General features: G+C 38.3%; 24 protein-coding genes. 11 read left to right on the top strand and 13 right to left on the bottom strand.

The genetic code is table 11. The annotated features are described in order from the left end of the window. Window positions 1-120 precede the first annotated feature (120 nt). Window positions 121-936, bottom strand: a complete 816-nt coding sequence (thiM, locus tag B4237_RS15660) for a hydroxyethylthiazole kinase (RefSeq protein ID WP_278596126.1) — start codon at window positions 934-936, stop codon at window positions 121-123. Window positions 937-953: 17 nt separating this feature from the next. Continuing rightward, window positions 954-2,114: a hypothetical protein gene (locus tag B4237_RS15665; RefSeq protein ID WP_278596127.1), complete on the bottom strand. Its 1,161-nt coding sequence runs from the start codon at window positions 2,112-2,114 to the stop codon at window positions 954-956. Window positions 2,115-2,419: 305 nt separating this feature from the next. Between B4237_RS15665 and B4237_RS15670 the strand changes: the two genes are divergently transcribed. Together B4237_RS15670 and B4237_RS15675 are read left to right on the top strand one after the other, a co-directional pair. Continuing rightward, entirely contained in the window at window positions 2,420-2,896 is a 477-nt protein-coding gene (locus tag B4237_RS15670; RefSeq protein ID WP_004878695.1) for a DUF2147 domain-containing protein, read from the top strand. 213 nt (window positions 2,897-3,109) lie between these two features. Then, window positions 3,110-3,580, top strand: a complete 471-nt coding sequence (locus B4237_RS15675; protein WP_061518760.1) for a DUF2147 domain-containing protein — start codon at window positions 3,110-3,112, stop codon at window positions 3,578-3,580. A 66-nt stretch (window positions 3,581-3,646) separates the two neighbouring features. Here B4237_RS15675 and B4237_RS15680 read toward each other — a convergent pair whose 3' ends face one another. Further along, the gene (locus B4237_RS15680) at window positions 3,647-3,904 is read right to left on the bottom strand and encodes a hypothetical protein (RefSeq protein ID WP_061518759.1); all 258 of its coding nucleotides are present in this window, start codon (window positions 3,902-3,904) and stop codon (window positions 3,647-3,649) included. A gap of 430 nt (window positions 3,905-4,334) precedes the next feature. On the opposite strand from B4237_RS15680, the gene pepN reads away from it, so the two are divergent. The 5 genes from pepN to B4237_RS15705 all read left to right on the top strand — a co-directional run bounded on the left by pepN (window position 4,335) and on the right by B4237_RS15705 (window position 11,739). After that, the gene (gene pepN / locus B4237_RS15685) at window positions 4,335-6,941 is read left to right on the top strand and encodes an aminopeptidase N (protein WP_278596128.1); all 2,607 of its coding nucleotides are present in this window, start codon (window positions 4,335-4,337) and stop codon (window positions 6,939-6,941) included. 126 nt (window positions 6,942-7,067) lie between these two features. Beyond that, entirely contained in the window at window positions 7,068-8,447 is a 1,380-nt protein-coding gene (locus tag B4237_RS15690; protein ID WP_278596129.1) for an L-serine ammonia-lyase, read from the top strand. A gap of 132 nt (window positions 8,448-8,579) precedes the next feature. After that, window positions 8,580-9,266 carry a dienelactone hydrolase family protein gene (locus B4237_RS15695; RefSeq protein WP_061397665.1) on the top strand — a complete coding sequence of 229 codons (687 nt, stop codon included), beginning with the start codon at window positions 8,580-8,582 and terminating at the stop codon, window positions 9,264-9,266. 67 nt (window positions 9,267-9,333) lie between these two features. Further along, the gene (locus B4237_RS15700) at window positions 9,334-9,750 is read left to right on the top strand and encodes an RDD family protein (protein ID WP_019384145.1); all 417 of its coding nucleotides are present in this window, start codon (window positions 9,334-9,336) and stop codon (window positions 9,748-9,750) included. 156 nt (window positions 9,751-9,906) lie between these two features. Further along, the gene (locus B4237_RS15705) at window positions 9,907-11,739 is read left to right on the top strand and encodes a monovalent cation:proton antiporter-2 (CPA2) family protein (protein ID WP_278596130.1); all 1,833 of its coding nucleotides are present in this window, start codon (window positions 9,907-9,909) and stop codon (window positions 11,737-11,739) included. Between the two features lie 311 nt (window positions 11,740-12,050). Here B4237_RS15705 and B4237_RS15710 read toward each other — a convergent pair whose 3' ends face one another. From B4237_RS15710 to B4237_RS15725, 4 genes are all read right to left on the bottom strand, one after another. After that, entirely contained in the window at window positions 12,051-13,229 is a 1,179-nt protein-coding gene (locus B4237_RS15710) for a benzoate/H(+) symporter BenE family transporter (protein WP_278596131.1), read from the bottom strand. A gap of 108 nt (window positions 13,230-13,337) precedes the next feature. Then, window positions 13,338-13,988: a leucine efflux protein LeuE gene (leuE, locus tag B4237_RS15715; protein ID WP_286943890.1), complete on the bottom strand. Its 651-nt coding sequence runs from the start codon at window positions 13,986-13,988 to the stop codon at window positions 13,338-13,340. 73 nt (window positions 13,989-14,061) lie between these two features. Then, complete coding sequence (gene tal, locus B4237_RS15720) at window positions 14,062-15,051, bottom strand: transaldolase (protein WP_278596133.1); 990 nt, start codon at window positions 15,049-15,051, stop codon at window positions 14,062-14,064. A 108-nt stretch (window positions 15,052-15,159) separates the two neighbouring features. Next, window positions 15,160-16,053: a LysR family transcriptional regulator gene (locus B4237_RS15725; RefSeq protein WP_019384149.1), complete on the bottom strand. Its 894-nt coding sequence runs from the start codon at window positions 16,051-16,053 to the stop codon at window positions 15,160-15,162. An 87-nt stretch (window positions 16,054-16,140) separates the two neighbouring features. Here B4237_RS15725 and aceI point away from each other — a divergent pair, with 87 nt between their 5' ends. The 4 genes from aceI to B4237_RS15745 all read left to right on the top strand — a co-directional run bounded on the left by aceI (window position 16,141) and on the right by B4237_RS15745 (window position 22,437). Further along, window positions 16,141-16,569 (top strand): chlorhexidine efflux PACE transporter AceI, encoded by a 429-nt coding sequence (aceI, locus tag B4237_RS15730; RefSeq protein WP_133147788.1) that lies wholly within the window; start codon window positions 16,141-16,143, stop codon window positions 16,567-16,569. Window positions 16,570-16,855: 286 nt separating this feature from the next. Continuing rightward, a complete protein-coding gene (gene mfd, locus B4237_RS15735) occupies window positions 16,856-20,317 on the top strand; it encodes a transcription-repair coupling factor (RefSeq protein ID WP_278596134.1) in 3,462 nt (1,153 codons plus the stop codon). 195 nt (window positions 20,318-20,512) lie between these two features. Next, the gene (locus B4237_RS15740; RefSeq protein ID WP_004878720.1) at window positions 20,513-20,947 is read left to right on the top strand and encodes an HIT domain-containing protein; all 435 of its coding nucleotides are present in this window, start codon (window positions 20,513-20,515) and stop codon (window positions 20,945-20,947) included. 50 nt (window positions 20,948-20,997) lie between these two features. After that, entirely contained in the window at window positions 20,998-22,437 is a 1,440-nt protein-coding gene (locus B4237_RS15745; RefSeq protein ID WP_061397660.1) for an adenylate/guanylate cyclase domain-containing protein, read from the top strand. A 72-nt stretch (window positions 22,438-22,509) separates the two neighbouring features. Here the strand turns inward: B4237_RS15745 and fdx are convergent, their stop codons facing one another. The 6 genes from fdx to B4237_RS15775 form a co-directional block, all read right to left on the bottom strand. After that, window positions 22,510-22,848 carry an ISC system 2Fe-2S type ferredoxin gene (gene fdx, locus B4237_RS15750; protein ID WP_019384153.1) on the bottom strand — a complete coding sequence of 113 codons (339 nt, stop codon included), beginning with the start codon at window positions 22,846-22,848 and terminating at the stop codon, window positions 22,510-22,512. Window positions 22,849-22,865: 17 nt separating this feature from the next. Beyond that, window positions 22,866-24,725 (bottom strand): Fe-S protein assembly chaperone HscA, encoded by a 1,860-nt coding sequence (hscA, locus tag B4237_RS15755; RefSeq protein ID WP_278596135.1) that lies wholly within the window; start codon window positions 24,723-24,725, stop codon window positions 22,866-22,868. A 38-nt stretch (window positions 24,726-24,763) separates the two neighbouring features. Beyond that, on the bottom strand, window positions 24,764-25,282 hold the full coding sequence (gene hscB, locus B4237_RS15760; protein ID WP_278596136.1) for a Fe-S protein assembly co-chaperone HscB: 519 nt from the start codon (window positions 25,280-25,282) through the stop codon (window positions 24,764-24,766). Window positions 25,283-25,366: 84 nt separating this feature from the next. Then, window positions 25,367-25,687: an iron-sulfur cluster assembly protein IscA gene (iscA, locus tag B4237_RS15765; RefSeq protein WP_004878730.1), complete on the bottom strand. Its 321-nt coding sequence runs from the start codon at window positions 25,685-25,687 to the stop codon at window positions 25,367-25,369. Window positions 25,688-25,715: 28 nt separating this feature from the next. After that, a complete protein-coding gene (gene iscU, locus B4237_RS15770) occupies window positions 25,716-26,102 on the bottom strand; it encodes a Fe-S cluster assembly scaffold IscU (protein ID WP_004878732.1) in 387 nt (128 codons plus the stop codon). A gap of 97 nt (window positions 26,103-26,199) precedes the next feature. Then, window positions 26,200-26,797 (bottom strand): aminotransferase class V-fold PLP-dependent enzyme (locus B4237_RS15775; RefSeq protein WP_286943899.1); only part of this gene is annotated, 598 nt, incomplete at its 5' end.

The following is a 26,797-nucleotide window of genomic DNA, read 5'->3' on the forward strand; positions in this document are numbered from 1 at the left end:
AAAAAATGGAGATAATATACAAATCGCAATAGATAATCCTTCTAGTAAATGGGAAATTATGGATGAAGAGGATTATCTAAAGAAGAATGGTAGATAAAAATTCTATAATGATTAAGGAATTTATACCATCTCTACATCAACATATTGCCGAATTAAATTATCATCAAGCATATGCACATAATCTAGGAATGCAACATTAAAACTACCGATTGTTTGTGCATGCTCATAAGCAAGTTTACCTGCAATTGCAAAGTGAATATGTGATGCAAGTGCAGCAATTGTAGATGCACTAACAGCACTATACGCTGCTGTTAATGCACCTAAAGCACAACCTGTTGCTGTGATTTTAGGTTGTAAGTGACAACCACCATTTACCCGAATAACAAGATCTAATTCTTTAGAAATGATGTAATCCGATTCACCCGAAATCGCAATACATTTAGCATGGTTTAATAAGTTCTTTGCTTGTACATATACATCTTGGCTATTTAGCGTACTGTCTACACCTTTGGATTGAATTTGACTGCCAGCCAGCGCACTGATTTCTGAGGCATTTCCGCGAATAATTGTTGGATTAAATTTTAAAAGTTGATCTACAGTTTCACTACGCCACTTCAAAATCGCACCATAACCCACAGGATCAAGTATCCACGGTACTTCATGCTGCTGAGCAGTTTGTGCTGATATTAACATTGCCTGTGTCTGTTCAGTTGTTGGTGTGCCAACATTAATACTGAGTGCGGAACTGATTTTAGTAAAATCTTCCGCTTCAAAAGGATTATCAATCATCGCAGGTGACGCACCTGCGGCAAGTAAAATATTCGCCGCATAATTACTGGCAACACTATTGGTTATACATTGAACGAGTGGCGATTGTTTTTGTAATGAATGCCAAGCTTCTATAACTTGATCAATAAGTTGTTGTTTCTGTGACATGATAAATCCTGAGCTAACTAACGCGTAAAATAATGGTCTTGATGTTTACATTGACGGCAAATCAATGAGACGTAATCTTTAGCATCATAGTCCACAACTAAATCATTCGAACCACAATACATACAACGCTTAACCGAATAAAAATTTAAACGAGGTTCAATTTTACGCCAAGATTTCCAAACAGGTTGAAAGAAAATATTTTCGTCATAACCCAAAAACTTAAATAACAAAACCTCACTCATTTTACTAAAAGGAATGTTATGTGGCCTTGGTAATGTACTCGTTTCCCAACGTTCGGCTAAAGCACGTTCACGATATTGTTCAAGTGTCTTTTTCAATAAGTTGGTATTGATAAACTTATCATTTCTCGACTGCAATGCTTTCTGTTTATAAAGATATTCTAAAGCGGTTTGAATAAGATAATAAATTTGACCAATCGCTAACCCCTCCATCAAACGATAGCAAAAAGCCTGAAACGAACGATTTCCAGCAATTTGAATTCCCCAAGTACGACAGTAGAACTGCATGAATTGCACAATCTCTTGGTAAAGCACCAAGTAGAGTGCATCCTTAACTTCATCTGTAGTTTTAAAGGGAACACCTAAACTTAAATTTTCATAAAACCACTGGCGAAGCTGGTGGGTAATACTAAACAGACTTGGGTCAGCATAGCCATCTAAGCGAACATTTAAATAATAATGTTCAGTTTCAATGCCAGAATCTTGTGATTTTAAAATACCGACTTTGACGAGGTCTTGAATCAAATGGTTCTGGAATAAAAAATTAGGCGTGAATTCATGATATTTAATGTTTTTCCAATGGATCATTTCATCATGCTGAATATCTTCACGCGCATAACCATCTAATAGACTTAACAAGAACAGTTTATGTAAAAAACTGAGTTGATTGAGGCTATAGATGATTTCATCTTTTGCTTTGTATTTGCGTTGTTCTTGTAAAAGTGCTTGTTGTGTTTGTTTCTTTCGTTGTGCCGTGCATTGAGTACAATGACAGTTCATATTGCTATCAGGCTTAAACACACGATGTTCGCAATGGCTGCACTCATGAAATTGGATATCTTGAGTGTATTGTTCAGCTTCGACCCAGTACATTGAAGCTTGGCAGAGAGGACAATGGCTACTTTCATCTAACTGTTTTTGTAGAATCTGTAAATCCATTGAGAAGAAACCTATTGTGCCTAAATAAAAGATTATACATGTTGGCATAAAAGAATGATGCATAGTTTTAGATTGCAAATTAAAAGCTTGAAATTTGATTTAATTTTTTAGATTTTTACAGTCTTCAATTACAGAGAGAAAATATAACTTTGCTAACTCTTGTTCATTTAACTGTTAATTTGTGACTTAGTTAAAATTCTTTTTGATTTTAAATAATTAAATATCTATTAGTCGTGTTGACTGCCGATTGCTGTTGTAATACATATGTATATTAGATGGATCAATTTTGCATTACGGAGCATATTATGCAAAGAAACTCACTCATGAATGGACTCATGGGAGTGTCATTTATTTTATTCACTTCTACCAGTTTTGCTGCAACTCCTGAAGGTTTTTGGAAAAGTATTGATGACCGTACTGGTGAGCAGCTTTCGATCATAGAAATTAAGAAAAAACCTGATAATACATATACAGGAACGATTGTTTATCGCTATCCAGTTTTAGGTGGTGGAGCAGTGTTAACCAATTGTGTGAAATGTCCAGAACCATTTAAAAATAAGCCAATTTTAGGTCTGCAAATAGCTTGGGGATTAAAAGAAGATCCTAAAAAGCCAAATCAGTATATTGATGGTCGTGTGTTAGAACCTAAAACAGGCAATATTTATAAAGGTAAAGCACAATTGAGTGCTGATGGGAAACGTATGCGTATGCGTGGATATATGGGGATTTCAGCATTAGGTCGTACCCAAGTTTGGATTAGAACAGATAGTGCGAATCCTTAAATAAGAACTATTTACAGAGAAGCCTGAACAACGAGTTTAGGCTTTTTTTTGTTTAAAATTATGTACATATGTATATGAAATATAAATGACGATGTGGTTGTTTTTTGTGCTAAAGAGTGATTTTGTACGATGTAACTTCCTAAAAAGTGTGATAATTTTCGACCATTAAATTTATAACGATGAATAGCTTACTTTTTAAAGACGGGGGTTAATATGCTAAATCATATGCTCATGAAAGGAATCATGGGAATTTCAATTGCTTTTGCAAGTGCGACGACATTTGCTGCTTCAATCGAAGGCTATTGGAAAAGTATCGAAGAAAGAACAGGTGAACAATTATCAATTGTTGAAATCCGTAAAGGAAATGACGGACGTTTTCATGGAAAGATTGTTTATCGTTATCCAACACGCGGTATCGCGTTAACAAACTGCACAAAATGCGCTGCGCCAAATACAAATAAACCATTGTTGGGCTTAGAGATTCTGTCTGGATTTAGAGAAGATCCAAACAAAGCTGATGCTTATATCGATGGGCGCGTATTAGAAGCAACCAGCGGTCGTGTTTATAAAGGAAAAGCTGTTGTGACTGGCGATGGTAAACGATTACGTATGCGCGGCTATATGGGCGTATCCGCGTTGGGTCGAACAGTTGTTTGGTTGCGGACAGACAGTGCAAATCCGTAACGAACCTTATAAAAAACCTCGAATCTAAACAAGGTTCGAGGTTTTTTTATTGGATTAAGTAAATCGTTAAACAGGGCATGGTAAGTTTTCGTCCTCCTGACCAATTTTTTTAGCTGTAATTAATGCTTGAACTTTCTTACTTGGTACTTTCTCTTTTCCAAGCGCATCGTAGGTGTTGATTACATTGGTGACTTCTAGTGTTGTTAGACTAATTCCCTCCGCTGATAAAAAAACTGAGATAACGTTATGATCGATGCCTGCAGCGGCAAGATCATGGATTGCTTTAATATTTTCTAGGCGATAAAGATGCGCTTTTAATTCCATAGTCGTAGCCCTCACTTGTTATTTTAAATACCTACATTGGCATATATGTTTAAGCAATAACCGTGCACAAAATGTAAAGCTAACGAAAAAAATGTAAATTAAGCGATGAAATGCAGAGAGGTTTGTCACTTTTATTTATAAAGAGAAAACTATGTTGTAATTTTGTCTAAACGATAAGCCGATTCATCAAATTCTATTTGAAAATAGACAATCTCAACCCAATAAAAATTTTAAACGCATGTCGGGTCTTACAGACAGTTTTTATTGGTTGGCGTATGATTTGTGCAGATGTCTGTGATACTCGTGGTTATAACTGTTTTCAATGCGAGATTTTTAGACCAAACGGCATAATTTATGCTAATAAAAGACGCTTCAAGAAGTCTTGTCGACAAGACCATATACATGAAATCATGAAAGATAAGGAATACTGATGAATATCGCGGCCCAACCTCCTGTTCAAACGGATCAAACCATTTATTTAAAAGACTATCAAAAGCCATCGTTCTTGGTTGAATCAATTAATTTAGATATTCAAGTTTATGATGATCATACAATTGTTGATTCAACACTAGTGATGAAGCGTCAGGCAGCAGGCGCATTAACGCTTTTAGGCCGTGATTTAGAGCTAAAGTCGATTCAACTCAATGGTCAGATGCTTAGTGCAGATCAATACGTTTTAGACAGTGAACAATTGCAGATCACAGATGCACCAGATGAGGTCATTCTTCAAATACAAGTCATTATTCATCCAGAATCAAATACACAACTTGAAGGCCTATATAAAGCGGGCGATTTATTTGTTACGCAAAATGAGCCAGAAGGTTTCCGTAAAATAACTTTCTATCCTGATCGCCCAGATGTACTTTCAGTATTTACTACACGTGTAGAGGCAGATAAAAAATATCCAGTTTTATTGGCCAATGGTAATTTGCTCGAAACAGGTGAGGCAGGTGATGGCCGTCATTTTGCGATTTGGCAAGATCCAACCAAAAAGCCGAGCTATTTATTTGCCTGTGTGATTGGTGATTTGGCGGTGTTGAAAGATCGTTATACCACTTCAGAAGGTCGTGACGTAGCATTAGAAATTTATGCTATCGAAAAAGATATTCCAAAATGTCATATTGCGATGGAAGCTTTAAAGCATTCTATGCGTTGGGATGAGGAACACTATGGTCGTCCTTATGATTTGGACAACTATATGATTGTGGCTGTGAGCCAGTTCAACATGGGTGCAATGGAAAATAAAGGTCTCAATATCTTTAATACCTCGTGTGTACTTGCCGATGAAGAATTCACTACGGATGCTGCGATTATGCGTGTGCAATCTGTGATTGCGCATGAATATTTTCATAACTGGACAGGTAATCGTATTACTTGTCGTGATTGGTTCCAGCTCTGCCTTAAAGAAGGTTTAACGGTTTTCCGTGATCAATCTTTCTCAGAAGATTTGCAGTCCGCCGCAGTACAACGTATTGACGATGTTGCTGTACTTAAATCACATCAATTTCCTGAAGATGCTGGTCCGTTATCACACCCTCCGCGTCCAGATCATTTTGTGGAAATTAATAATTTCTATACTGCGACAGTGTATGAGAAAGGTGCGGAAATTAACCGCATGATGGCGACTTTATTAGGTAAAGAAAAATATCGTAAAGGAACGGATGAATATTTCCTTCGCCATGACGGTCAAGCCGTAACCGTTGAAGATTGGGTTGCTGCACTCAGCGCTGGTTCAGGTGTGGATTTGTCTAACTTCCTCACTTGGTATAATCAGCCAGGGACACCTAAGTTAGAAGCAAAAGGTGAATATGATGCTGCTGCGCAAACTTATCGTTTGAGCTTTAAACAAAGTTTAAAAGCACATCCAAAATACCCAAATTTGAAAGCTGTTCCGATTCCTGTTGCTTTGGCATTATTCAATGCCAATACAGGTGAGCAATATAAATTGCATAGCACTGATTTATTTGTAAATGATGTGAAAGATGGTGTCTATCTGTTTGATACGGATGAGGCAACGATTGAGTTTACAGGCATAACTGAACAGCCTGTTGCCTCATTATTACGTAATTTCTCTGCACCAGTGAATTTGATATTTGATTATTCGAATGATGATTTAGCGTTCTTAATTCAGCATGAAACCAACGGTTTTAACCAATGGCAAGCAACTCAAACGTTATTAGAACGTATCCTATTAGAAGATCATAAAGCAGATACTTATATTCAGGCGATTAAAAATACATTGCCAGATTTAGTGAATAAAGATCCATTACTCGCTTCACGTCTGTTTGATGTACCAAGTGAAAACTATTTGGGTAGTCGTATTGATCAAGACTATGAGCCAGAAATTGTTCGTGAAAAACGCGAGTCTGTGCTGAATCGTTTAGCGCGTGAATTAGGATCATTCTGGAAAGAAGCTTATCTTGCATTAGATCCTGATCAGCAAAAAGAATTTTCTTTGGCAATGGGTGTTCGTGCGCTAAAAAATATCATGTTGAATATGCTTGCTCGCCAAGGCGATGATGCTGTATTTGAATTGGCTTATGAACAGTATCAACAGACTGGTAATATGTCTGAACGTTTAGGTGCTTTACGTGTATTAGTTTGGAATGATGCACCACAAGCACAGGCGGCTTTAGATGATTTTTATAATCGTTTCAAAGATGAAGCCTTGTCATTAGATCAATGGTTTATGATTCAAGCTTCAAATCCATGCGCAACAGCAGAGACCATTGAATATCTAACCAAACACGTTGATTATGATTTAGGTACACCGAACCGTATTCGTTCAGTTAGCGGTGGTTTAGCGGCGAATCCTGTAAATACATGGAGTTATGGCGTTGATCATTTCGTTCAGCTTGCTGCATATTTAGATGAGAAAAACCCGATTTTAGGATCACGTTTGCTACAAGTGCTTTCACGTTGGTACACACTGATCGAGCCGCAACGTACCCAAGTTCAACAAGCCCTAAAAGCATTACAGCCAAAGGTGAAGTCGAAAAATGTATCTGAAACATTAAACTCTTTATTGAGTATCTAATCTGATTTAAGCTTTTTGTTAGCCACAGTCGGTTACGGTTGTGGCTATTCTTTTTTATTGAATACGGAATTTTCCCCGCTAAAAAATCATAAAAAATAAAAAGGGATATTTTAGGAATAATCACAGATGGCTTTGAGTGTATTTGATCTTTTTAAGATTGGTGTTGGTCCTTCAAGTTCCCATACTGTTGCCCCCATGCGAGCAGCGTATCGATTCGTTCAAGTTCTGAAAGAGCGTGGTGATTTACAGAAAATTGAGCAAGTTAAAATTTTCTTATACGGTTCCTTATCTTCTACAGGGATCGGACATGGTACAGATAGGGCAACAATACTAGGTCTCATGGGTAATGAGCCTGAAACGATTGATATTGCAAAAAGTCGATTGATCCTAGATCAAGCTTTAGTGACTAAAAAACTAAAAGTTGATGCTACAAAACTGATTGATTTTGATGCTGACCGAGATATTACTTTTATCGATGAGGCCTTAGCTTATCATCCAAATGCGATGAAAATTGTCGCGTATGACAAACATGAACATGAGGTTTATACCAATACCTATTATTCAATTGGTGGTGGTTTTGTTTTAGATGAAAGTCATGTCAATCATGGCAGTTTCATTGAAGACAACACGCAAATTCCTTATCCATTTCAAACGGCCAAAGAGTTATTAGCGCTGTGTAAAAAGTATAATTGCAGTATTAGTCATTTGATGTTGGAAAATGAGAAAAGCTGGCGAACTGAAGATGAAATACGCACTAAAATTCTCGAAATTTGGCAGGCAATGCAGACCTGTATCCAAAGCGGATTAGAGCATGAGGGAGTTTTAGAGGGAGGGCTAAATGTAAAACGTCGAGCTAAAAATATTCATCAACGGTTGTTAAGAAAAGAAAATCAAAATTTGATTGAGACGACCTTTAATGCAATGGAGTGGGTCAACTTATTTGCCCTCGCAGTTAATGAAGAAAATGCCGCAGGTGGTAGAGTGGTAACAGCACCAACCAATGGTGCAGCAGGGATTATTCCAGCAGTTTTATCCTATTATGTAAATTTTTCAAAAGATGAGTCTGAAGATACCATCGTAAAATTCTTTTTAAGCGCAGCAGCAGTTGGAATTTTATGTAAATTGAATGCTTCTATTTCTGGTGCAGAAGTTGGATGTCAGGGCGAGGTTGGTTCAGCATGTGCAATGGCTTCGGCTGGTTTAGCAGAAATTTTAAATGGAACACCTGAGCAAGTTGAACATGCTGCTGAAATTGGTCTAGAGCATAATTTAGGCTTAACGTGCGATCCTATAGGTGGTTTGGTACAAGTGCCGTGTATTGAGCGAAATGCAATTGCTGCGGTAAAAGCGATTAATGCAGCGCAAATGGCATTACATGGCGATGGCAAACATCATGTGTCTTTGGATAAAGTCATACAAACTATGAAAGAAACAGGTAAAGACATGTCAGATAAATATAAAGAAACCTCCAAAGGTGGTTTAGCTGTCAATTCGATTGAATGTTAAACCTGCGCTAATAAACTATTAGAGTTAAATGAATGCCTTGCAGAATGGGTGGTACAAACCATCCTTTTTTATTTGACAATAAGCATTGTCATAAATAGTATAAAATCGATTCGAATATTACGGATGACTAAAATGGAAATAAAAAAAATCACATTACCCACCCGCCAAATAGAAGTAGAAGTGTACGCACCTAAAGAAACATCGGGGGCAGTACCATCAATTTTATTGCTACACGAGTTATTCGGTATTCTTGATGTTTATCGTGAGGATGCCCAAGATTTAGCTGATCGCGGCTATCTCGTTTATGTACCTAATTTGTTTGATGGTGGTGCAGTCAAATATTGTATCCGTGCGATGGTGAGTAAAGCGGGGCGAAGTAATGCTGCTGATAGTGGAGTAAATCAAGAGATTCATGTTTTATTGGATGCTTTGAAATCCGATCCACGCTCAAATGGGCGTTTAGGCATGTTGGGACAATGTTTAACAGGTGGCTATGTGATTCAAATGGCCAAACGTGAAGATATGTTAGCTCCTGTGGTTTATCATCATTCTTTAGGAATAGAGGGCGTTGGTGTACCGAAAAAAGAATCCTTAGATGATATTCGAATTTTGCAAGGACATTGGGCGAATGTCGATCCATTTTGTCCAAAATCGAAAAGAGAAAAGTTGATTCAGCAATTAGGCGATCGAGTTGAAGCCTATACCTACAATATGCCGCATGGTTTCAGAAGTGTAAGCCGCGGCATGCCTGAGGCCAAAGTCGTATGGCAACGTACAGTTGATTTTTTTGATCGAGAGTTAAAACAAAATACTGTATAAATGATATGCTTAGCCGTTATTATGTATAAATATTTATTCATTTATAGAAATAAAATGAGAGGGGCTAATGTCATATAAATATGAGTATGCAGGTTTCTGGATACGAGTGGGTGCAGCAATTATTGATTCGATTATCGTGGCAGTCGCTCTAATACCAATTATGATGATTATTGCACCTAATGTGAGTAATAATTTTTCGGGTTGGACTTGGGCTGATTGGCTAGGTCAAATTCTCAGTGCTATTTTTTATATCTTTTGTTGGATTAAATTTGCGGGAACACCTGGTAAACGTTTATTACGTTTAAAAGTATTGGATGAGCAAACAGGAAATAATGTTACTGTTGGGCAAGGAATTATTCGCTATATTGGTTATATTCCAGCCACTTTAGTTTTATTTATTGGTTTGATCTGGGTCGCTTTTGATCCTAAAAAACAGGGTTGGCATGACAAAATGGCTAAGACAGTTGTGGTAAAAGAGCTTTAGAAAGTTGTTTAATCAAATTTAAAATCGTCCTCTGTGGCGATTTTTTTATTTCTAGATCATTAAAAAATAGATTGAGAAGCATTGTCTCATAAATGGTATATAAGTCTTTTCGTGTTTCAAATAGAATAAAATCAAATTGATAAAAATGAGAACAGTATGAGTTCAGAGGCACACTCAATCAGTTTAATTGCGCCTGTAGTTTTATTAGCTGCGGCTGTTATCGCCGTACCCATTTTTAAGCGTATTGGATTAGGGTCCGTATTAGGATATTTAATTGCAGGCCTTATCATTGGCCCATTTGGTTTTGCTTTTTTTCATGATTCTACTTCGATTTTACATATTGCGGAACTTGGTATCGTGATGTATCTATTTGTGATTGGCTTAGAAATGCAACCGTCACATTTATGGAGTCTTAGACGTGAAATCTTTGGTTTAGGCACATTACAGATTGTTGCTTGTGCTTTGGCTTTAACAGGTGTCGGCTTACTCTTTGGTTTTCAATGGCAAGTTGCATTTATTGGGGCGGCTGGTTTTGTTTTAACCTCAACTGCAATTGTGATGCAGCTATTGGGTGATCGTGGTGATATTGCACAACCGCATGGACAAAAAGTTGTTGCAATACTTTTATTCGAAGATTTACTGATTGTTCCGTTATTGGCGATTGTTGCATTCATGGCGCCAAATCATGTGGTCGAAACTACATCAGCGCGCTTAGAAAATATTGGGATTGGTTTAATTGCCATCGCAGGTTTAATCGCTGCGGGTTATTGGCTACTGAATCCACTATTCAGACTCTTGGCAGCAGCTAAAGCGCGGGAGGTGATGACAGCCGCGGCACTTTTAGTCGTATTAGGTGCAGCATTGTTAATGCAGGTCAGTGGTTTGTCGATGGCGATGGGCGCTTTCCTTGCAGGTGTATTGTTATCAGAGTCAACCTTTAGACATCAGATTGAAGCAGATATTGAACCATTCAGAGGCATCTTATTAGGACTATTTTTCCTTGGTGTGGGGATGTCTTTAGATTTATCTGTGGTACAACAGAACTGGCAGCTGATCGTAAGTGGCGTTTTGGCCATGATGTTTGCCAAAGCCCTGATGATTTATGTTGTTGCACGTGTGACCAAAAGTTCGCATACAGAAGCTTTGGATCGAGCTTTATTGATGGCACAGGGCGGTGAGTTCGCTTTTGTACTTTTTGCCGCGGCTGTGAGTGCTCAGGTCATTGATAATACGGTCAAGTCCAACCTAACGGCCATTGTTGTTTTATCAATGGTGCTAACACCGATTCTTGGTGTGGTATTTAAACGATTTACTCAAAGTAAAAACGAAGTCTCGTTGGAAAATGTCAATGTTGCTGAGGGACTTAGTGGTCGTATTTTGTTGATCGGCTTTGGTCGTTTCGGGCAGGTAGCTAGTCAGTTATTATTGGCCAGAGGTGTTGATGTCACCATTATCGATAATGACATTGATATGATCCAAAACGCAGAAAAGTTTGGTTTTAAAATCTATTATGGTGACGGATGTCGTTTAGATATTTTACATGCGTCAGGTGCTTCAACAGCTGAAGCAATTGTTGTCTGTGTAGATAGCAAGGAAACAACTAATCGTATCGTTGAACTGGTTACACATGAATTTCCTTTAGTAAAGCTATTAGTTCGCTCATATGATCGTGAACATTCTTTGCACTTAGTGAAACAAAAAGTGGATTATATGATTCGTGAGACCTTTGAATCTGCAATCAAATTTGGTGGAGTGATTTTGGAGCGTCTTGGTGTTGATGAGGACGAAGTAAAACGAATCAGTGATGAAATTCGTGAGCGGGATGAAGAGCGTTTTGAGACAGAAATTGCCACAGATGATGTTTATGCGGGGGTAGGTTTACAATATTCACATAGTCATCCTCGCCCAACTTCACCTTTATTACGCCCAAAACAAGCTGGTCGTATCTTAAATGATGAAGAGGCGCAGAAGGATTTGGAAGGTAAATAGAGCGTATTTTCTAAATAAGCCTTAGGGTCTGTTGACATTTCAGCCATGCATTGTGTTATAGGTTAAAACGACACAAACAAGGCATGAAACGCAGGCAATGGCGCCCCCCTTGTCAAGTTTCATAACGAAGTTTGAGGAAGTTTTAGCCATAACCCTTCGGGACAGGGGTATTTTTTGCCGCTACTGCGTTATGTCTTGCTCATTTAGAATGACTAAATTTCACAAAACATGCCTTGTATCATCTAAAAAACACCCACTGTCGCAATGAGAGCTGAAAGCTCGCAAGGTGAAACGTCAACAGACCCTAATATCTAAGGCTTATTTTTTGCTTTAAATCGAAATAAGATTAGTACGAAAATTCCAAGCAATAATCCCCAAAATGCTGAGCCAATACCCCAAAATTGAACACCTGATGCGCTGCATAGGAAGGTCAGTAAAGCGGCTTCACGTTCTTCGACATTTGAAAATGCGACTGCTACGTTGTGGCTAATTGTTGCAAATAAGGCAATTCCTGCAAGTGCGACAATAAAAATTTGTGGGAACGACATCAGTAGACTGACTAGAGTTGAGGCAAAAAGCCCCATTAAAATATAAAACAAACCACAACTAATCCCCGCTATATAACGTTTGCTTGGATCAGGATGTACTTGGTCATCTAAACTTACTGCTGCGCTGATAGCTGCTAAATTAACGGAAAAACAGCCAAAAGGAGCAAAAACAGTGTGTGCAATACCCGTCCAACCAACCAGTTGATTCACATGTGGTTGATAACCATAACTTTGAATCATTGCAATACCTGGTAAATTTTGTGAAGTCATATTGATCACAAACAACGGTAAGGCAAGTCCAAGAATGGCAGACCAAGAAAATGAAGGTTGCATCCACACAGGTTGTGTCAAAGACCATGTGATTGCATGAAGTTCAAAATCAATGAATAGAGGGCAGATGATAGCCCCTACAATAACAGTAAGAACAATACTGTAACGTGGGAATAAACGCTTTGATACAAGATAGATCACTAACATACTTAGAATAAAACCAAGCTGCGTTTCTAAACTGCTGAAAATTTGTATTCCAAATTTTAATAAGATACCCGCTAGCATTGCGCAGGTCAGGCTTTGGGGGATATGAGCCAATAATTTTTGGAAAATACCTGAAAAGCCAACGACAGCAATTGCAATCCCACAAATAAGAAAAGCACCTATAGCTTCATATAAGTCGTAATGTCCTGTAGATGCAATAATCAAGGCAATACCTGGCGTTGACCATGCGGTTGCAACAGGATACTTATATTTCCAAGATAAAATTAATCCAGATAGACCAATTGCAAGCCCAAGCGCCCAAAACCAAGAATTAATTTGAGCAGTATTTGCACCCAAAGATTGGGCGCCTTGGATCACCAGTACGGCTGAGACACTAATTCCGATAAGAAAAGTAATAAAGCCAGCAAAAACCGCGGGAATCGAGAAATCTTGGAGGAGACGTTGCATCTATGCATCTAAACTTGATTAAAATTTGTTGAAAAGTATATCGTTAATTATCAATTAATCGAAGTATTTAGGCGATTGAATAAACTGATCAAATTTGAAAAATTGAAACTAAGAAATGGTTGAAGTAGCAAGTCTTAAACCAAATCCAAAAAATAAAAGCCCAACTAAACAAATACCACTAGCTGCAAGTTTATAATTATGTTTAAAGAAGTTAGCAAGCTTTACACCTGAAAAAATTAAAGCGGTTAAATAACTAAAACTAATGATTTGTAGAATTATTGCTAAGATTAAAAAACTTAATGCAGGGTAAGCGTAATTGGGTTCTACGAATTGAACAAAAAAAGAAAGGAAGAATAAAATTGCTTTGGGATTAAGCAGACTAATACTAAGTGCTGTACGGTAAGGATGAACTTTATCTAATTGTGGTAAATCAGCCATTTCAGCATGTTGCGTTGGTCGACTCCATGTTTGAAAAGCACTTTGCAATAACTTAAAGCCTAAATCTGCGAGGTAACAAGCACCAGATAATTTTAAAACGATAAATAAAATCGGAAATGCTTTTAATAGTGAAGCTGCGCCTAATACAGTACAAATAATTAAGATAAAATCGCCTGTAAATACGCCACAAGCAGCGGCATAACCAGTTCGTATACCGTAACGTGATGCCACTGACATCACATATATAGAGTTAGGTCCGGGTAATAACACGATCAAGATTGTACCAATAATATACGTGGTTAAATCTGTTATGCCGAACACGTTAAACTCATTAAAAAAACCGATTTTCGCTAATATAGCAAAAATCGGTTTTTATAGGTGAAAATTCGACTAATTATGCTTTGATTTCAGCATCAATACCAAAAGATTGACGTAGCAATAAACTCAGTTGATCACGTGCTTTGATAAAGCCATCGATTCCGCCTTGTAGCAATTGGAATGCCATCAAATCTTGTTCAAGTTCAGCTTTGAAACTTTCTTTGGTTTGAGCTGGACGTTCGATTTTTTCTGCTTGTTCCGCCACTTCAACTGACAACTGAGCTTTAACAGGCTTTTGATCTTGTTCCAGTTGCGACAACAGGCTTGGTGCAATTGTCAATAAATCACAACCTGCTAAACCTAGAACTTGCGCCGTACTACGGAAACTTGCGCCCATCACTTGAGTTTGAATACCTTGCTGTTTGTAATAATTATAGATCTGCTTAACAGACAGTACACCTGGATCTTTTTCAATTGGATATTGCTCGACACCTTCAGCTTTTTTATACCAATCTAAGATACGACCAACAAATGGAGAAATCAGAGTGATTTTTGCATCTGCACAAGCTTGGGCCTGATGTAAACCAAATAACAAAGTGAGGTTACAAGGAATACCTTCTGCTTCGAGGACTTTCGCCGCCTGAATACCTTCCCATGTCGACGCGATCTTGATCAAAATACGTGATTGAGCAATGCCATAGCCTTGGTAGAGTTTAGAAAGCTCACGTGCTTTGGCAATCGTTGCTTCAGTATTATAAGAAAGAGAAGCATCAACCTCTGTTGAAACTCGACCATCAATTAGTTTTAAAATTTCAACGCCAAATTTGACTGTTAAAATATCAATGGTACGTTCAATCAGTGCATCATTTTGATAGCCTTCCTGTTTTGCTTGTGTATAAGCGTCTTCAATCAGCTGTTTGCTTTCTGGCTGTTCTGCTGCGGCAGTAATCAATGAGGGGTTGGTTGTTGCATCTAGTGGACGAAATTTTTCAATCGCCTCTAGGTCGCTACTATCAGCTACAACAGTTGTTAGATTCTTTAATTGGTGTAATGCAGTTTCAGTCATTGATATAGCGTTCTTAATAAACAAAATTACGGATAACTTCTTTATAACATAAACTGTGTGAAATCAAAGCATGGCATTGCCGCATTTATTTATGCAATAGAATGCTTTTTATTTATTCGTTTGTTGACGTTGAGTTCTGATATGTTTAATCAGAAATCTTGCTGCTGCACCAAGTTCGCTTTCACGACTCCAAACAAGATCGACGTAGTATTCAAACTTAGGCGTGAAATCATAAAGTTCCAAAATTTTTAATTTCTTTTTCAGTTCAGGGTTTTCATTAAACATTTCTAAAGGTAAAACACCCCAACCCAAATTTCGGACAATCATCATGCATGCAGAATGATGATTATCGGTGCGCCAATAATCTTTAGAATAAAGTAATTCTGGCTTAATTGTATTATCACGACTCGCGACTACGATTTGTCGAGTTTGAATCATTTGTTCAAAAGAAACTTCTTGAAGTTGTGCAAGCGGATGAATATTTGAAACAACAGGAACGAGAGCTTCTCGTTTTAATTCCACAAATTGTTCGCGGCTGTCCAAATGCTCTCTCTCAAACATCAGTGCGAGTTGTGCGGACTGATCGAGCAACATTTGCAAAGCATCTTCTTGAGGTGCAGACACGATATTAATTGCAAGACTCGGGAAATGTTGCTCAAGTAGGGTGATGTAATCTGTCCAATTGGTATGCAGTAACTCAGAAACCACCACAATATTAAGTGTAGATTCTAAACCCGTACTTAAAGCATGAGCATGTTGCTTCCACTGATTCATTTCAATCAGTAATTGCTGTGTTTTCTCATATAAAGCCCATGCTTCATCTGTTGGTTTTGGTTCACGTCCAATACGCTCAAATAAATTTAGATCGAGGTCAATTTCTAAATTGGCGATGGACATACTTACTGCTGAAGGGACTTTGCCTAGCTTACGTGCAGCAGCAGAGAATGAACCTGTTTCAATGACGGTTTGAAACATGAGAAGTTGTTCTTGATTTATATTCATCTGTCAAAAAAACTGAAAGAACCTGATTGGATTAATCAAAATTATAAAAATAAAATGCGTAATATCCAAACAAGAGAGTGTTTAAAAATGTTGATTTCCAAAAGAAGACTCGTTCATGCGATTAGCTATGAAGTGATTTTATTGGTCATCATCGCAATTGCGTTAAGTTTTATTTTTAGTATGCCATTAGAGGTTACTGGTATTTTAGGTACAATTATGGCGGTCATTTCGGTCATCTGGAATATGATCTTCAACCATTATTTCGAAAAAATAGAACATAAATATCAATGGCAAAGAACGATTCGTATACGTATTCTTCATGCGATTGGATTTGAGGGCGGTTTAATGCTCGCAACCATTCCAATTATTGCTTATATGATGAATATGTCGTTCATTGAAGCTTTGATTTTAGATTTTGGTTTAACGATGTGTATTTTGGTGTATACGTTTATCTTCCAATGGTGCTATGACATTGTTGAGGGACGTTTCTTTCCAAATGCAAAATTTGCATCTTAATGATTAATAAAGCACCTTGGATAATTTGATCGAGGTGCTTTTTATATTGTATTTGATTGATTAGCGATGGCTTGGTTCAACTTGCTATTTGGTTTTTGATAGCGAAATTCAAGTATGTAAATGTCATATCTAAATAAAGGATAAGGGGGTTACTAAATAGAGTGATGCAAAAATAAAATAGCCTAAGCATATTTAAAACTTTTAAATGAAACTGATTTTCTACTTCAACTAAAAAACATCATGCTAAAATAGGGTACTTATCTTTTTAGATTGCATGATTTTCTCTATGTTTCAACAAGAAATCTCTCAATTAAACTTACAACAATTCAAAGCGGGCGAAAAACGCTGGATTGGTTCATTACTCGGATCATCAGCAGCACTATTATTTAAAGAAATTGCTACGCAGAATTCTAATCTATATGTGATTGTCGCAAGAAATAATCAGCACCTTGCTCAACTTGAAAGTGAACTTGAGTTCTATGGTATCAAGCCAACGATTTTTCCTGATTGGGAAATTTTGCCTTATGACCGTTTGTCTCCACATCAGGATATTGTGTCTGAGCGTTTAGCACTTCTTTCCAATATGCCACAAAAGGGCATTTTGCTGATTGCTGCAAGTACTTTAGCGCAACGTGTAGCACCATATTCGTGGGTTGTGGGCGAACACTTTGATATTAAAGTCGGTCAAAAGCTTGATTTAGAAACACAGAAAAAGCAACTGGTACAAGCTGGCTATCGCTTGGTTGACACGGTTTATGATCATGGTGAGTTTGCAGTTCGTGGCAGTATTATGGATATTTACGCATCTGGACAAGACCAGCCGATTCGTATCGACTTATTTGACGATGAAATTGAGAGCTTAAAATTCTTTGATCCAGAAACGCAACGTACTACGGAATCCCTAAAAAACTTCACTGTTTTACCTGCAAAAGAATTTCCACTTAAGGAAGGACGCTCTACATTTCGAGATCGTTATGCTGAAAGCTTCCCAACAGCCAATCCAAAGAAAAATCCAATTTATCAGGATGTGCTAGAGGGGATTGCAACCCCTGGTTTAGAATTTTATCTACCATTATTTTTCGATAAGAAATTGATGGAATCACAAAGTACGCTTATGACGTACCTACCAAAGAATTGCGTTGTCATTACAAATAATGAAATTGAAGATGAGCTGATTAATTTCTGGAAAGAAGTTGTGCGTCGATATGAAGATCGTCGTCATAATATTGATCAACCAATTCTTCCGCCAGAAGATTTATTTTTAATGCCAAATCACGTATTGCAGGCACTCAACCAATTTCCTCGTATTTTAGCCTCTTCAGACGCATTTGATGCCAAATCAGGTGTGTTGAATCTTGCTGCTGAACAACCACCCAAATTAGCAGTTGATCCTAAAAAAGAACAACCTTTTGAAGCGGTCAAACATTATATTGATCAAGCTAAGCATCCTGTTTTACTTGTCGCCGAGAGTGCTGGCCGCCGTGAGACCTTAAAAGATGCACTACGTTCTGTATTAGGAGACATTCAGAATGTAGAAAGTTTTGCACAATTTCAAAAAGATCAATTACAGGTTGCGATTACCAGTGCACCTTTAGATCGTGGCTTGCTGCTCACAGGTCAATTATCTGTTATTTCTGAAAACCAACTTTATGAGCATCGTGTGGTACAACGCCGCCGAAAACGCCAACAAGAAGTTTCAGAAGAGTTTTTAATTCGCAGTTTAACTGAGCTGAGTATCGGAGCGCCTGTAGTACATATTGATCATGGTGTTGGACGTTATGCGGGTCTGATTACATTAGAAATTGATCAGCAAGATCACGAGTTTTTGCAGCTCGATTATGCCGATGGTGCAAAAGTTTATGTGCCTGTGACCAATTTGCATCTGATCAGTCGATATAGTGGTGGTGATCCAGACCTTGCACCATTACATAAACTCGGCACGGATACTTGGAGTAAAGCGAAACGCAAAGCGCTTGAACAAATTCATGATGTTGCTGCTGAGCTGCTGCATATTCAAGCTCGCCGTCAATCTAAACCTGGTTTTGCGTTTGAGTTGGATCATACTGGTTATATGCAGTTTTCCAGTGGTTTTGCCTATGAAGAAACACTGGATCAAGCCAATGCAATTGAAGCAACTTTGCATGATATGCAACTTGCCAAACCGATGGATCGTTTGGTCTGTGGTGATGTTGGCTTTGGTAAAACTGAAGTAGCAATGCGCGCTGCCTTTGTTGCGGTTCAAAATGGAAAACAAGTTGCTGTACTTGTTCCAACCACACTTTTAGCTCAGCAGCATTATGAGTCTTTCAAAGATCGTTTTGCCGATACCGCGGTTCGAATTGAAGTGCTTTCTCGTTTTGGTAGCAATAAAACCCATTTGAAAACGATCGAAGATTTAGCTGAGGGCAAAGTCGATATTGTGATCGGAACACATAAAATTCTGCAAGAAAGCATTCAGTTTAAAAATTTGGGTTTGATGATTGTTGATGAAGAACATCGTTTTGGTGTTCGAGATAAAGAACGCATCAAAGCACTACGTGCAGATGTCGATATGCTTACGCTTACTGCTACACCGATTCCGCGTACGCTAAATATGGCATTCTCAGGAATGCGAGATTTATCGATTATCGCGACTCCACCTGCACGCCGCTTAGCAGTAAAAACATTTGTACAAGAGCATACAGATGATTCTGTGAAAGAGGCAATTCTGCGTGAGTTGTTACGTGGCGGTCAGGTGTATTTCTTACATAATGAAGTCGATACGATTGAACGAGCAGCGGAAAACATTCGTAACCTTGTGCCTGAAGCGCGTGTTGCAGTTGCACATGGTCAGATGCGTGAACGAGAACTCGAGCAAGTGATGCAACAGTTCTATCATAAAGAATACAATGTCTTGGTCTGCTCGACGATTATTGAAACTGGGATTGATGTTCCAAATGCCAATACCATTTTAATTGAACGGGCTGACAAACTTGGTTTAGCACAGTTGCATCAACTACGTGGTCGTGTTGGACGTTCACATCACCAAGCTTATGCCTATTTATTAGTTCCATCCATTAAACATCTCAAAGGTGATGCTGAAAAACGTTTAGATGCAATTCAACGTGCTTCGACTTTGGGCGCTGGTTTCATGCTGGCAACCGAAGATTTGGAAATTCGTGGCGCAGGTGAGTTACTTGGTGAACAACAAAGTGGTTCAATGCAAGCGATTGGCTATAGCTTGTATATGGAAATGTTGGAAAAGGCGACCAAAGCGATTCAAAAAGGTAAAACACCAAACTTTGATGCACCATTGTCACTTACTGCTGAAATCAACCTGCATATGCCAGCATTGATTCCTGACGATTATTTGGGTGATGTACATCAGCGTTTACTCTTTTATAAGCGCATTAGTAATACAGATACACAAGAGAAGCTTGATAATATCCGTATGGAATTGATCGATCGCTTTGGTATTCCTCCGCAACCAGTGAAGCAATTATTCAGTGTGCATCAAGTTCGTTTGCGAGCAGAGCAATTAGGCATCACCAAAATTGATATCAATAGTAATGGTGGTTACATTGAGTTTGCACCTGATACGCCAGTTCAAGCGATGAGCATTATTCAACTCATGCAAAAGAATCCAACCTACTATCGTATGGAAGGCGGTCAGCGCTTAAAAGTCATGGTGCAATTGGCTGAGTATGATAAACGCATCCAATTTATTGTTGATTTGCTGAATAAGCTTCTTACTGAATTACATAGTTAGTGGAAAAGTATATTTTTGCCGCTTAAATGATCAAGATGTGTGGTCTTTAGCCAATGAATAGTCATTTGGTCTGATGTATATGTAATAAATGAGGAAAATCATTGTTATTTGTAATCAAACAGGTTACTAATAATATTCACATCAAAACTGATGTGATAGTATTGATCATCATTATTCTGCATCATTTATAAAGATATGTTTAGTTTGCATCCACAACTTGCTCAAGATACATTTTTTGTAGGCGACTTTCCGCTTTCAACATGTCGTTTAATGAATGATATGCAATTTCCTTGGTTGATTCTTGTGCCGCGTGTACCAGGAATCACTGAGTTATATGAACTTAGCCAAGCAGATCAAGAGCAGTTTTTGCGTGAATCAAGCTGGTTATCTAGCCAACTTTCACGTGTGTTCCGTGCAGATAAGATGAATGTTGCCGCTTTAGGTAATGTTGTACCTCAACTTCATTTTCATCATGTTGTACGTTACCAAAATGATGTTGCTTGGCCGAAGCCAGTTTGGGGAACTCCAGCTGTACCTTATAGCAGTGATGTTCTTGCTCATATGCGCCAGACTTTGATGCTTGCACTACGTGGTCAAGGCGATATGCCATTTGATTGGCGTATGGACTGATTTAGACAACAGAATAAAAACAGTCTTCTATAATAAGGAAGGAGCTAAGGGTGCCACTAGATAGGTTGATTGATAAAGAACCTAGACAGTTCGCATATTTTCATCGGCTGATGGGATATTCGATACTGTCGCTGATATTGGTAATTTATACATTTACCTCTTCAAGTGCTAATCATCAACTTTACATCCTTCCTCTATTATTTGTTTTTTTTCTGTTTTGTCCAAAGTTAGAAAAATGGTTACAGTACAAATTTGATAAAAACACAGAAAAAAATGTTCTCTTTGCTTGTGAAGCAGTCATTGTTGCAATCGTTTTAGCTGGGTTACATTTAAGTTTAGTTCCAACATTTACAATCTTATTTGCATTACTTTACGTTGGTCTCAATAATAAAATCACATTACCTGTTGCTTGTTTGATTGGGCTAATCGGTGTTTTAACTTTCTATTTCTGTACATTCTTCATTTTTGGTGCGGAAGAATATTTTGAGCCAACGAATCCAGAACTGACCGTCGTCAGTTTACTGGGTTTGATGATGTTTATTGTGATTGGAAACTACTATCAGCATCGTCGTATCAATATTCTTGGTCAACAACGTCAGCATTATCATAACCAAATGACGCGTTATATTGCTTTTGCAAATCAATTGAGTCGATATGCACCACTGCAATTATGGCAGTCAATTATGCGTGGTGAGGCTGAAGCCAAGATTGAATATAAGCGTAAAAAATTAACAATCTTCTTTTCAGATATTCAAGGTTTTACTGAGCTTTCAGAAACACTAATCCCAGATGATTTAGCTTTCTTACTCAATGATTATCTCAGTCATATGACAGAGATAGCGAAGCAGTATGAAGCGACTGTCGATAAGTTCATGGGTGATGCGATTCTGATCTTTTTTGGTGATCCAAACTCGCAAGGTGTTGAGCAAGATGCAAAATCTTGTGTAGAAATGGCGATTGCGATGCGTCAGCAAATGAAGCTATTACGTGAACGTTGGAAGAAGATGGGTTATCCAGCATTACATATCCGTATGGGTGTAAGTACAGGGTATTGCCACGTTGGAAACTATGGTGCTTCACATCGTATGGCTTATACCATCGTTGGGCGTGATGTGAATCTCGCTGCACGCTTACAATCAGCAGCAGAAGTTGATGAAATTCTGATTGCTGATGACACGCATCAGCTGATTAAAAATGAATTTCTTTGTGTTCCTAAAGTACCGATTTATTTAAAAGGGATTCAAGGTCCTGTCAAAACTTGGCAGGTTATGGAGAAGTTTACTGGTAAGAAGTCAGATACACAAAAATGGTTCGACTTTGAATATAAAGGATTCCATTTAGTGCTGAACTTAGAAGAAGTACAGAACTATGAATATCCAGAATTGGTCGAAATTTTGGAGAAAATGATCCAGCGTATTAAAACTCAGCAAAAAATTACTAATGCTCAGGGCATTCCAAAATTAACGCTTGATGATGAGATTAGACAATAAGCTAGATTTATTTTTGAATAAAAAAACTCCTCAAAGTATGAGGAGTTTTTTTATAACTAAGCGAATATAGGCTTAGTGGTTTTCTGAAGCATGGTTAATGGTGTATTTAGGAATTTCAATTTCTAAATCTTCATCAACAATTTCAACTTGGCAAGATAGGCGAGAGTCTGGCTCTAAACCCCAAGCACGATCAAGTAAATCAGCCTCTACGTCATTCATTTCATCTAGGCTGTCAAAACCTTTGCGAACAACAACATGGCAGGTCGTACATGCCGCAGACATATCACAAGCATGTTCAATTTTAATACCTTGCTTAAGTAAGCTTTGGCATAAATTGGCATTCTTTTCGACTTCAAATTCTGCACCTTCAGGGCAAATTTGAGCATGAGGAAGAACTTTAATACGTGGCATATTGATCACCTATACCTTTAATTTGAGTTTGACCAATCTTCAAGTTTTGTACCTTTTAAGGCATGGTCAATATGTCGATTCATACGAAGCGCTGCAAAAGCATCGCTATGAACTTTAAGCTCTTGAACAGCATGTTCAATTGCCTCTAGTTCATTAGTTTTAAGTCGAGCTTTCAATGCTTCTGCGGCTAAAATAAGATCTCGTGCTTGTTGCTGAGAAAGTAGATCAGTATCGGCTTTTAATGCTTGCTCTAAGGCTTCTAACTCGCGTTGAGCTTCAACTTTAGTTTCTTGCAAATGACGAAGATGTTTATCTTCCTCTGCATGCTGGAAACCTTCTACTAGTAAACGTTCAGTATCCGCTGTTGATAAACCATAAGATGGTTTGATATCAATCTGTGCTTGCACTCCAGAAGTGGTTTCTTTTGCCGATACTGTAAGCAAACCATCAGCGTCAACTTGGAATGTCACTTCGATACGTGCTTGACCAGCTGTCATTGGGGGAATGCCGTGTAATACAAAGCGACCCAACGAGCGACAGTGTTCAACCAAATCACGTTCACCTTGTACCACATGGATTAACATTGCTGTTTGACCATCTTGATAAGTGGTGAATTCTTGGCGGCGAGCAACAGGAATTGCTGTATTGCGAGAGATTAAGCGTTCAACTAACCCCCCCATAGTTTCTAAGCCAAGAGATAGTGGGGTAACATCAAGCAATAATGAGCCGTCTTGGCTGTTGCCAATCAGTTGATTTGCCGTAATAGATGCACCAATCGCGACAACTTCATCTGGATTAATTGTACATAATGGTTCACGCTTAAATAACTCACGTACTACTTTTTGAACGGCGTAAGAACGAGTTGAACCACCCACTAAAACAACATGCTCAATCTCATCAAGTTCAAGTTTTGCATCACGTAATACGCGTTTGCAAACACTCATTGTCTTATCAAGAGCAACTTGAATAATTGATTCAAAAGTTGGACGGTCTAAAGTAAGACGGTCATCTAATAGTTTTAACTCGGCAGATTCATGATCCGTTAAATATTCTTTGGCTTGGCGGGCAGCAACAACAAAGACAGCATATTCTTCATCACTTAATGTATCGATATTGAGTTGTTTCTTTGCCCATTTTACGATTAAACGGTCAAGGTCATCGCCACCTAACGCAGTGTGTCCACCTGTCGCTAAAACCTCAAATACACCTTGGGAAAAACGTAGGATAGATACATCAAATGTACCGCCACCTAAATCATAAATCACATAGTTGCGATCAGTGCTTAGATTGGTTTCTTGATCCAAACCATAGGCAACCGCAGCGGCTGTAGGTTCATTTAATAGGCGTAAAACGTTTAAACCAGCAAGTTGAGCTGCATCACGCGTTGCTTGACGTTGTGCTTCATCGAAGTAAGCAGGAACTGTAATGACAGCACCATTTACAGGATTGTTTAAACTTGCTTCAGCGCGATCTTTAAGTTGTTTTAAAATCTCAGCAGAAATTTCAACAGGCGTTTTACGACCAGCAGCAGTTTCAAATGCTGGCATCTCATTTTCTGCGCCAACAAGTATATACGGATGCTGAAATTTAATATCTGCTTGTGAACGACCCATAAAGCGTTTTACAGAAACGACAGTATTTTTTGGGTCAGTCATCATAAACGGTTTGGCTTCATAGCCAAACGTTGTTGAATCCTTTGCATAGTGAACAATAGATGGCAATAAAACGCGATCTTTGTCATCTTGTAGAACTTTCGGTTTTCCCGATAGCACTGTCGCCACTAAAGAGTGGGTTGTTCCTAAGTCAATGCCAATCGCAATACGATGTTCATGCGGGGCAGTCGATTGACCAGGTTCAGCAATTTGCAAAAGTGCCATGCGTGAGGTATCCCTTGAAAATAATTGGTAATAGCGGATTAAAAATCATCATCTAGATCGAAGCTTTCTTCTTCGTCTAGTATGCGATCTTCAGCCTTATCAATATCATTCATAACACGTTGGAAAAAACGCAGTTTACGAACAGTATCACGTGCTTCAGCCCAATCTTCGTCCGCAAAATCAATTTTAAACTCACGTACTAGACCATCAACCCATTGTTGCACTTCAACTTTTAATGTGTGCAATTGCGCTGAAGATGTTGCTTCATCCAATTGTTCACGCATTTCAAGTGCAGATTGTAAGAACTCAAAATCATTAATTGATTGGTCAAGATGGTGGTCTTGTTTCTTTAAACCAAGTAAATATGCAGCGCGACTATCAACTTGTGAAAGCACTTTGAAGGCTTGATTGATTTCGCTTGACTTAATCAGTGCTTGATCTTTGTCGGTTGCTTTGTCAGGGTGATATTGCTGTTGCAAACTTAAAAATTGTTTTTTTAAAGCTGCTAAATCTATATCGAGTGCTTCGGGTAATTGGAACAACTCAAAATGATTCATGGGAGATGAATTCCGCTATTGATAAATACGTTAAAACAGTGCGGAACACACTGTTTTGACGAAAAGAAAGAGGGTGGGAGTGGATTAAACAGTAAATGATTCACCACAACCACATTCACCTTTTTGATTTGGGTTGTTAAATTCAAAACCTTCATTGAGACCATTTTTGACATAGTCCATCTCTAAACCATCGAGATAAACTAGGCTTTTAGGGTCAACGAAAACTTTAACACCGAATTGTTCAAACATTTGATCATGTGTGTCGACATCATCGACAAACTCAAGTACGTAAGCCAATCCAGAACAACCCGAAGTTTTCACACCAACACGAATGCCTTCACCCTTACCTCGGTTTTGTAGGTAATTGCTGATGTGAGTCGCAGCATTTTCAGTTAAATTGATCATGAAAACTCCAATTTTGTTCGGTAATCAATTAAGCTTTTGCTTTTTTACCACGATAGTCTTCAATCGCAGCTTTAATCGCATCTTCAGCCAATACAGAGCAGTGTACTTTTACTGGAGGAAGCGCAAGCTCAGTTGCAATATCAATGTTTTTGATTGCTTGAGCTTCATCAAGTGTCTTACCTTTTAACCATTCAGTTACAAGAGAACTTGATGCAATCGCAGAACCACAGCCATAAGTTTTGAAGCGAGCTTCTTCAATTACGCCATTGTCATCGACTTGAATTTGTAAACGCATCACATCACCACAAGCTGGTGCACCGACCATACCTGTACCAACGTTTTCTGCATTTTTATCCAAAATACCTACATTACGAGGGTTTTCGTAATGATCAATTACCTTTTCGCTATAAGCCATGTCGCTTCTCCAAACCTCGGGGTCAGCCTAATATTAAATATGAGGGTTAAAACACTGTTTTCAATGAAGAGTTCAATTGAAACTACAATAAAATAATTTAGTGTTCAGCCCATTCAACTGTTGAAAGGTCGATACCTTCTTTGTACATATCCCAAAGCGGAGAAAGTTCACGAAGTTTCTCAACAGCAGCCTTGGTAAGGGTCAATACGTGGTCAATATCTGCTTCAGTGGTATATTTACCAAAACTAAAACGGATAGAGCTATGTGCTAGCTCATCAGATAAACCTAAAGCACGTAACACATAGGATGGTTCTAAGGTTGCTGAAGTACATGCTGAACCGCTTGAAACAGCAAGATCTTTTAACGCCATCATCAATGATTCACCTTCAACGAAGTTGAAGCTAACATTGAGATAGTTTGCAACGTTTTGAGTAGGGTGACCATTCAAGAACACTTGCTCAAGATCTTGGAAACCATTCCAAAGTTTGTCACGCAAGAGGCGAAGACGTTCTTGTTCTGCTTGCATAGTTTTGCCAGCAATTTCAAAAGCTTCACCCATACCAACGATTTGATGTGTCGCTAAAGTACCAGAACGCATACCACGTTCATGACCACCACCGTGCATTTGAGCTTTCAAACGAACACGAGGGCTACGGCGAACGTAAAGTGCACCAATCCCTTTAGGACCATAAATT

Origin of the sequence: Acinetobacter sp. UBA6526, assembly GCF_002434875.1 — a bacterium.
Lineage (GTDB): Bacteria > Pseudomonadota > Gammaproteobacteria > Pseudomonadales > Moraxellaceae > Acinetobacter > Acinetobacter venetianus.